Annotated in this window: 7 protein-coding genes; 4 read left to right on the forward strand and 3 right to left on the reverse strand. The window is 70.1% G+C overall.

Translation table 11 applies throughout. The annotated features are described in order from the left end of the window. A partial coding sequence (locus DMB66_RS51935; protein ID WP_125811480.1) for a nucleotidyltransferase family protein occupies window positions 1–544 on the reverse strand: 544 nt, incomplete at its 3' end. 363 nt (window positions 545–907) lie between these two features. Here DMB66_RS51935 and DMB66_RS51940 point away from each other — a divergent pair. Together DMB66_RS51940 and DMB66_RS51945 are read left to right on the forward strand one after the other, a co-directional pair. Continuing rightward, window positions 908–2,662: a hypothetical protein gene (locus DMB66_RS51940; RefSeq protein ID WP_125811481.1), complete on the forward strand. Its 1,755-nt coding sequence runs from the start codon at window positions 908–910 to the stop codon at window positions 2,660–2,662. A 229-nt stretch (window positions 2,663–2,891) separates the two neighbouring features. Then, window positions 2,892–3,953 (forward strand): NAD-dependent epimerase/dehydratase family protein, encoded by a 1,062-nt coding sequence (locus DMB66_RS51945; protein ID WP_125811482.1) that lies wholly within the window; start codon window positions 2,892–2,894, stop codon window positions 3,951–3,953. Here DMB66_RS51945 and DMB66_RS51950 read toward each other — a convergent pair. Then, entirely contained in the window at window positions 3,920–5,257 is a 1,338-nt protein-coding gene (locus tag DMB66_RS51950; protein ID WP_125811483.1) for a helix-turn-helix transcriptional regulator, read from the reverse strand. The two genes, DMB66_RS51945 and DMB66_RS51950, sit on opposite strands and share 34 nt — an antisense overlap. A gap of 560 nt (window positions 5,258–5,817) precedes the next feature. Between DMB66_RS51950 and DMB66_RS51955 the strand changes: the two genes are divergently transcribed. Continuing rightward, complete coding sequence (locus tag DMB66_RS51955; protein WP_125811484.1) at window positions 5,818–6,717, forward strand: hypothetical protein; 900 nt, start codon at window positions 5,818–5,820, stop codon at window positions 6,715–6,717. A 462-nt stretch (window positions 6,718–7,179) separates the two neighbouring features. Next, on the forward strand, window positions 7,180–7,734 hold the full coding sequence (locus DMB66_RS51960) for a hypothetical protein (protein ID WP_125811485.1): 555 nt from the start codon (window positions 7,180–7,182) through the stop codon (window positions 7,732–7,734). A 218-nt stretch (window positions 7,735–7,952) separates the two neighbouring features. Here the strand turns inward: DMB66_RS51960 and DMB66_RS51965 are convergent. Next, window positions 7,953–8,585 (reverse strand): YdcF family protein (locus DMB66_RS51965; protein WP_148112866.1); only part of this gene is annotated, 633 nt, incomplete at its 5' end.

An 8,585-nucleotide genomic window follows, 5' to 3' on the forward strand; every position in this document is an offset into this window, starting at 1 on the left:
TGACCGACACGCGTGGCCAGCGTGTCGCGGGTTGGTGGCGCGCGAGCCGGGCGAGGGAATGCTGTATGTCGATGCGTCGGGGATTACGTCGCCAGACCCCGTTGAGGAGGTCGGCGAGGCCCAACGGGGCGCAGATTTCGATGACGTCGTCGGCGCCGAGGCGTACGGCCACTGCGGTAGCGGTTTCGGGCCAGGTGCCCACCGCGGCGCGAATCGACGTCAGGGGTTCGACCGCGGTGCCGCCGAATTTGGCTGGGTACCAGGTGTGTACCGCTGCCTGGTTCTTCGCCTCCCAGGGCATGACAGGTAGTCGTCGCTGGAGCCGTTCTGTCATCCTGTCGTCGTTGGTGCGGCTGAGGTCGTGCGGGTCGAAGAAGGCGACGTCCACGTCCCGGACCTCTGCTGGCAGGAACCCGGATCCGTAGCGCTCGCCCCAGACGAGATCGCGTAGAACTCCGGCACCGATCCAGGCCTCGGGGATCTGCTCGTCATGGACTGCCCGGAGAACTCGCGCCATCCATGGACTAGACCGGATCAGTTCCATCAATTCGTGTCCGTGGTCGCTCTGGTCACGTGCGTGGAAACGGCTGGGCACGGCAGGAGACTATCGCGATCCCGGCGAACCAAACGCCGCTGATCTACACCTGATCGGATCGCGCGTCTGACACGGTGGGGGCCGGGCAAGCACATCGTCGATCCGGGCGTGATTCGAGATCATGTCGTTTAGGGCAGAGCACTGGACACGTCAGACGGCATCGGCGCAGCTAGAGCAGCATCCCGCCACTTCGGAGCGACATCGGCGGGTGCCTATCACGTGGGACGCTATTCAGCTGCATACGGCCTGCCAGGCTCTGCGGGCGCTGCACCGCTGGTCCACCAGCCGTCTGGTGACCGTTAGGGTAAGCGGATGGGTGTGGCCATGATCGCGTCGGCGAGGACCGCGGCTGCCTTCCATTCGCCCGTCGCGCCACTGCTGACGGAGGCGACCCTGGCCGCTGCCGGATTGCCGCTGCAGCCTTTCGACGGGATGCAGGTCGAGCTCGTCCGGGCCAGCGCGAAGGGCAAATGGCATGTTCCGGGCACCGACGCCAGCCGGTGCAGTCACGTGAGCCGGGCGTTCGGCTACCGGCCGGCCAGCCTGCCCGTGCAGAAGATCAGCGTCCTGGGCGAGCACGACCTGTGCAGTTCCTGCGCTTCGCAGGTGCGGCTGCCCGGCGCGGCCGGGGTCCTGCACGTCGCGGCGGGACTCATCGTCGCCGCCTGCCAGTGGGTGACCGAACTGGAACGCCTCGCCCCGGCGATGGGGTGGCTGGACGTGGCCCGGTGGTCGCGGCAAACCCCGTTCGGGCCGCCCGATCCCATGCCCGCTCTGCTCGCCGAGCTGAAAGGGGCTCGTGGCTTCGCCTGCCACCGCGGCACCGCGCTGGCGGCCTGGGGCCGGCTGCGGCAACGCCGCGACGCCGCGCTGGCGGCCTGGGGCCGGCTGCGGCAACGCCGCGACGCCGCGCTGGCCGTGGCCCAGCAGTCCGCCGGGCCGCCGGGGCTGCGAGTACTGGCCGCCCGTGCGCGGGACCTGCTGCTGGGTGACCGCGACACCCTCAGTGAGGCCCACGCCCTCGATGCGATCGCCGGTGGAGGCCGTCGCATGATCTACGAACCGGGCTTGGCGCCGCTGGCCTTCGACGCGTGGCTGCGAGCAGTCGCCGCGGACGGTGACCTGGGTGCCGGGCACACCGCGATGCTCGCCGCTGTCGAGGGCCGCCTCGGCGGCGCCGAGGTGCGTGACGTGTCGCTGCTGCCCACACCCGCGCTCACCCCCTCCACCGGGCATGCCACCCCGGCTGCGTGGGCCGCGGCCGAGTACCGGCTCGCGCGCCGCCACATCGTCGACGGCTGGTGCGCCCGACTCGGCGCCGCACTGCACGACGGGCAGATGCACACCGGCGGTGACGATCAACTCCTGCTGATCGCCGGCTGGCCGATCATCAACGAGCCCGACCGGGAGGTCGCGTACCTCACCCAGTACCCGGTCCTGGCCCGTGCCGTCATCACCAGCCGGTACCGCCATCCGCAACCAGAACCGCAGAGCATCCCATGGGCGGTCGTGCTCCGCGTGCCGGCCTTCGCAGCCGGCCACGCCGCAGCTCACCACAGCGACTACCTGTACGCCAAGACCGGCGTCGCGGTGCCCCACGATGGCCCTGTCGACGACCGCGACGTACGCACCTTGCTACGCCCCGCCGCCGGGTACCTGCCCGAGGACAGCGCGGACGACGCCGCCGGGCCACTGCCCGCCGTCACCGCGTGGCGCACCGAGGTCGGCCCGGGATACGACCTGCGGGACTGGGCACGCGAGCACGGCGAATACCACTGGCATCTGCCCCAGCGGTGGCGATGGACCCCCGCCGACGACCCCCACGCGACCGGACCGGGATCCGCCCGCATGCTGCAACAACTATGCCAGGCACTGCACCGGTACACCGCCGTCCTGGTGATCGCCGCAGGCGAACCCGACGCCCTGCAACGCCTTGAACTCCTCGTCTCGCCGAAGGCCGTTAACCCGGACACCGGCGAGCTGACCTACCAGCCGTACGACCTGCCCCACTGCCCGACAGTCACGGTCCCCTGGCGGCGCATCATCGGCCTGAACGACGCCTGGTGACAGCACCTCGTCCCCGGCCACGAGGGAAGCTGCAGATCCGTTCGGTGCGGTTCCCGTCTTCGCGGAACTGCTCGCCGACCGACTGAGAGTCCTCGGCCCGATCACCGCGACAGCCTGGAGACGCGCAGGTGCACCGCTAGCGGGTGTCGGCAGATCGACAAAGCTGCGATTGTTGCCCCGGCAGATGCAGCCGATGCCGGCCGCACAGACCGTCAGCGATGATGGAGCGATGCGGCTCCTCATCCTCGGCGGCACCTGGTATCTCGGCCGCACCATCGGCGAACTCGCGCTCGACGCCGGATGGCAGGTCACCACCTTCAACCGCGGCGTCTCGGCACCGGACCTGGCCGGCCTCGAGGTGATCCGCGGTGACCGCGAACGTGCCGACGACTTCCGCCGACTCGCCGAGCACGGCCCGTGGGACGCGGTCATCGACACGATCGGATATGTTCCGCAGCAGGTCCTCGGCGGCGCGACCGCGCTGGCAGCCGCAGTGGGCCACTATGTGTTCCTGTCGTCGGTCAACGTCTACACCGGCTGGCCGAACGAGCCGTTGGACGACAACTCTGCGTTGTTCGGGTGTCCGCCCGACGCGGACAAGGCGTTCGGCGCCGACCTGGGCTACGCCGGCCAGTACGGCGCCCACAAGGCAGGGTGCGAGCGCGCCGTCGTGGCTGCCTTCGGCGCTGACCGGGCGACGCTGCTGCGGCCCGGCGTCATCCTCGGCCCCCGCGAGTACGTGGGCCGTCTGACCTGGTGGCTCGACCGGGCCGCCCGCGGCGGACAGTTGCTGGCCCCTGGGCCGGCCACCCGAGCGATCCAGCCGATCGATGTCCGCGATGTCGCCCAGTTCGCGTTGCACTGCGCCACCGCCCGGATCGCCGGCGCCTACAACGTCTGCGCGCCCGTCGGGCACGGCACGTTCGCCGAGCTCATCGACGATTGCATCGCGGCGACCAAGGCCGGTACCGAACCCGTCTGGGTCGATCCGCAGTGGCTCATCGACCGGGGCGTTGAACAGTGGACCGAGCTGCCGCTGTGGCGCACCCATCGTGGGGTGTGGGCCGTCGACAGCCGCCGCGCATTCGCCGCCGGCCTGCGGTGCCGGCCGCTACGCGACACCGCGGCGGATACGTGGACCTGGATGACCGGCGGCGGCGCCGCGATCACCGGCGAGGGCGAGGCGGGACGAGCCGCCGACCACGGTCTCACCCCCGAGCGGGAAGCCGAGCTGCTGACGGCCTGGCGGCCGGCCGGTCAGGCCGGAGGTAGCGCCGGCGGTGCCCGGTGAGTGGTGACGAACCCCGAGGCTAGCTCGGCCATCCGCCGTGCCTTTGGCATACCGCGCCACTGAGGCTCTGCCAGCACCCGCCGTACCCGGTGGACGCGGCCGACCACGCCGATGCGTCGCCAGTCCACCGGCATCGACCATAGCGGCGCCAGGGTTTCCCGGGCGTTGTCCAGCTGACCACCGAGTAGTTGACAGGTGGCCAGGTCGACTCGTGCCTCAGCCGGCACCGTCGACCACGGGTCCGTGGGCTGGCTGCCGGCCAGCTCTAGGGCGGTGGCCGCCGCCGCGATCGCCGGCGCAGCGTGGTCCATCTGCAGCCAGGCGGTGCTCGCGCTGCGCGCCTGCTGCGCGGCGGTGTAGCCGAACTCCCCACCGACGACGTCGTGCAGCAGGTCCCGGCCGTCGGCCGTGCGGGCGTCGGCGGCGGCCCTGAGCGCCTGCTGCACCTCGTCGGCGGCGCCGCGGTGCGACCACGCGCGGGCCAGCACGGACAGCGCGCGGACCCGCGCGACGCCGGCCGGCGCGAACGTCACCGCGGCCTCGGCGTACCCGACTGCGTCGGCGGGTTGCCCGGTCCAGTACGCGATCGTAGCCTGCATGCCGCGCGCGTACGCCCGGACGCCGTCGTGGCCTATCACCTCGCCGTAGGTGTACGCGGCCCGCGCGTAGTCCATCGCCGACGGCCACAGCCCGAGGTCGACACTTTCGCTGGCGAGCAGCCCCGCCGCCTGCGCGACGACGAGGTACAGCTCGTGCTGCTGGCTGGGACGGCGGGTCCGTTCGAGCAGACCGACGGCGAGGTTACGCAGCCGCAGGGTCTCGCTCACCGCGACCGCCGGGGTCAGCCGGGTGAAGCTCCGCGCGATCCGGCTGACCTCGTCGCGCAGCTGCTCAATGGTGGCGTCTGACACGGCCCATGCCCCTGCGTCCATCGCGTGTTCGCTGGTCTCCCGCGCGGCGTCCATGATCGAACGCTCCACCTCAACGTACGCGTTGCTCGGAGCGGCGGCAAACCCGCCCGTGCTCCCGGACGACCACGCGCTGGCGGCCAGGAGTTGCTGTTCGAGGACGATCACCTCGTCGTAGTCCGCGGTGAGGACACCACCGGTGTCGAGCAGTTCGTCGCAGCGTTGCCAGAACTCGCGCTGCGTGCGTTGGCCTCCGGTCTCGACGTTCGCGATGGTCGAACGCCCGTAGAGGGTCAACGGTGCGAACTCGTGCTGCGTGTAGTTGGCGGCCTCACGAAACAACCGCAACCGCCGGCCCAAGGCCTTACGCCGCTCCCGAACGTCATCAGGGCCCACCGGCGGAACCTCCCAGGCCACCACGAAGGCCGCGCAGCCGCTGCTGTGCGCCGGCCCCCACTCCGGTCACGCTAAGGCCAACGGCACGATGAGCACGACCCGCCGTACTCCGAACCGCGCGTAGCCCGCCCACGGGTACTTGCCGTCGAGTGAAGGACGGCGGCGACATCCGGGGTGGAAGAAGGGACCGTCGCACTGCGGTCGACATACGTCCGACTCTATCGGGTGTCGCAGTCACGGACCTCGTGCCGCTCGACCGTGTTCGGCCCGCCGGGCGCGGGCGATCCTGAAGACGGCAGGTTGCCCGCAGCCCTGCCGCGACGGTTCCGCCATGACTGCCGGTGCCGTTGGCCGGAGGCACCGGCAGGAAACCTGTTGGGCCAACCTGTAATCGTTCCGGTGCCCGGGGAGCACCCGAGGCGTACGCCGCTACCTACAAGCCGCGAAGGATCAACTCCACGCGAGATCGTGAGTGCCCGTAACCTCGTCCTGTCGCCAAACCGTCCCCGATAGCAGGTGCCGTGAGAGACGAAGACGAGATCAGGCAGGCCGTCGAACGCATGACCGCCCACATCGTGCGGGCACTGTCCGCCACCACGCCGAACATCACCGCTTACCGGGCCGCATTCCACCTCCCGGGCATCGAGAGCCAGCCAGGAGAAGGCGCGGCGCCCATCGTGATCGCGAACCTTCTGGCCAACTGGGCGGACGGCATCAGCCTGTTCCCCCAGGACATCTTCCCGCCCGTCAATACATCCTCCACCTCCGGCGAGCATCGAGCTGCGGTGCTCGCCGCCGCGGCGAGCGGTGACCGTCGGCGGTTACAGGACACACTCGTCCCGGTGCTCAACCTGCCCGACCAACTGGTCTCGGAGGTGACCTATGCCTTGGCGAGCGACTACTCCCACCTCGTCGGGCTGTGTGGCGGATTGTCGACCGTTCAGGACGTTACCGGAATCGTGGCGGGAGCCGCGGCGTCAGCAGCCGAGCGGAACATCGTCTACGCCGCCAGCCTCATCGTGGCCGCGACGGACGCCGCTTCGGCGGCCAACGCGCATTATGCCGTCGATCGGATTTCCCGCCGGCCGGGCGGCGGGTCCACGCTGACGCGGATGCTCGGCGTACTGGTCCGGGCCGCGTGGGTGACGGTCGAGAAGGCATCCCCCGCGACAGCGCTCTCGGGCGCCGACGACGCACGCCTGCGGGTCAACGGTCTGGCGCCCCGCGCCGAGTCGGGCCGCCGCACCGTCGGTCTGATCCGCAAGGCCGTCGCCGGCATGTCGACCGACGGTGCCGGAGCCGAGGTCCGGCTTCATGCGGCTGCGCTCGCGAACCTGCCCCTGCCAGACCTCATCGTCGCCGTCCGGTACGCGGCGGCGCTCATCGCGCGGCACGTTCCGGCAGCGGTGAGGACGATGGTGGGTGAGGCGGCCGACGCGCTCGACCCGGATCGCCAGTAGCCCTCGCGGCGCTTCGGTGTCAAACGGCGCCGCCAGCCATGCGCCCGCGCGTTCCCCCGTGCCGGCCAGCGCGACCATGGTCATCTGTCCGTGGTGCATCACCGAACAGCCCGGCCCCGCTGCGGGGTAGGCAGCGTCCAGGCACAGGCTGGCGGGCCAGGCGAACGGGGAGATCGCCGCCGAACAGGTGAGGTGGTCCTCGCGACTCATGCGGTTCGTGGAGCTTGTTCGGTGGCTGCGCGATGTCTCGGCCGGGCCAGGATGCGAAGACGATCACCTGGGCGCCGCGCCGCCCCCAGCAGCAGTTCGCTCCCGAACCTGACCATGAAGTCACTGTTGATCAACACAGTCGTCAGGAGTCACGACATGTCACGTTCGCCGAGGACCAGGGCGCAAACACGGGCGGCGCAGCAGGCGCGAGCCGCACACCAGAGCTGGCTGGTCGCGCGTGACCTCGACGAGATGAGCGGCTGGCTCAACGAAGCGGCGTTCACCGCCATCCTGCTTGCCGCGCTCCTCGATCCGGACAGCCGGGACGCCGTAACGGCTGCGCTGCTCGCCGACACACCAGCGGAGTCTCTACATGCTCACGGCCCGCTGACCTTGCAGAGCGCGCCCGGCACCGTGATGGATCTTGTCCTTGGTTTCGGGGAGCAGCCCGACCTGGCCGCGGTCGTCATCGAGGCCAAGCGCTTCGAGTCGCCCTCGAACTGGTGCTGGTCGGCGCAGGGTGAGTGGCTTTGCCAGACCGATGTGGCCGTGGAGGACTCGACCGAGGTCGAGCCGCCCGGATGGCTATGGGGCGTGCACCAGGGTCAAGTCCACGACTTCGTGCTGGTAGACGCCTTCTCCCGGCCGGCCAGCACCCTGTTCCCCGGCGCTCGACACAACCACCGATGGCGCACCGTTGGATACGCCAGCCTCGGCGCCACCCTGCGAACTGCACACGACTGCGACACGCGCGGACTCGTCCCACTCCTCACCGCCCTGTGGGCCGATTCGAGTCACCGCTTCTGAGCACGCGCCGGTGACCGCACCCCGGTCCCACCCCACCCACGACGAGACCGCAAACTCAGGGCGGCCCGGTCGAAGGGACGCCACATCCTGCCCCGGACCGGCAGTTGGATCAGGTCCAGCGGATCCGCTTGGCGGCGGATACCGCTGAGCTGCCAGCGTCCGCGGTCGTCGTCCTGATCGGCCGGCACACCCGCAGTCCTGGGGAGACCACGTCGTTGTTATGCGAGTTCGGGCAGGAGTCGGCTGGTGAACCCGTCGCGGCGAAGTTGGTCGTAGGCGTCGCGGACGTCCGAGGGCACCATCTGGGGCACGGCGAAACCGCGGGCCGGGTATTCGAGGATACGTTGCAGGTCACCCACCAGAATGTCGATGATCAGCCGCTCGTCACGGACGGTCTCGAGGTAGTCGTCGAAGCCGATCGTCTGTGAGGCACAGACGACCTCGACCTGCGGCCACCGTCGTCGACACGTTGCCCACGCCCGCCGCTGGTCATGGGGCCGGCATACCAGCATCACCGTCTGGGGTTCAATGCCGGCAGCGGCCAGCACTTCACGCGACAGGGTGATGTTGAGTCCGGTGTTGGTCGCGGCAGGTTCGAGCAGAATGGCGGACTCGGGCACTCCCGCGGCTATCGCTTCGTCGCGGAACCGGGCCGCTTCGCCGTCGGGGAACTGTTCGGGATGGATCGAGTTGGCGCCGCCGGTAAACACCAGAAGCGGAAACCAGTCGGCGTGATACAGATCTGCCGCGTGCCGGGCGACACCGATGTCGTGGCTGCCCAGACCGATGGCAGCCTCGCAGCGGCGAAGCGGTTGCCGTAGTTGGTGGTAGCGCCACAGCCGGGAAGCCGC

It is taken from the genome of Actinoplanes sp. ATCC 53533, from assembly GCF_003947245.1.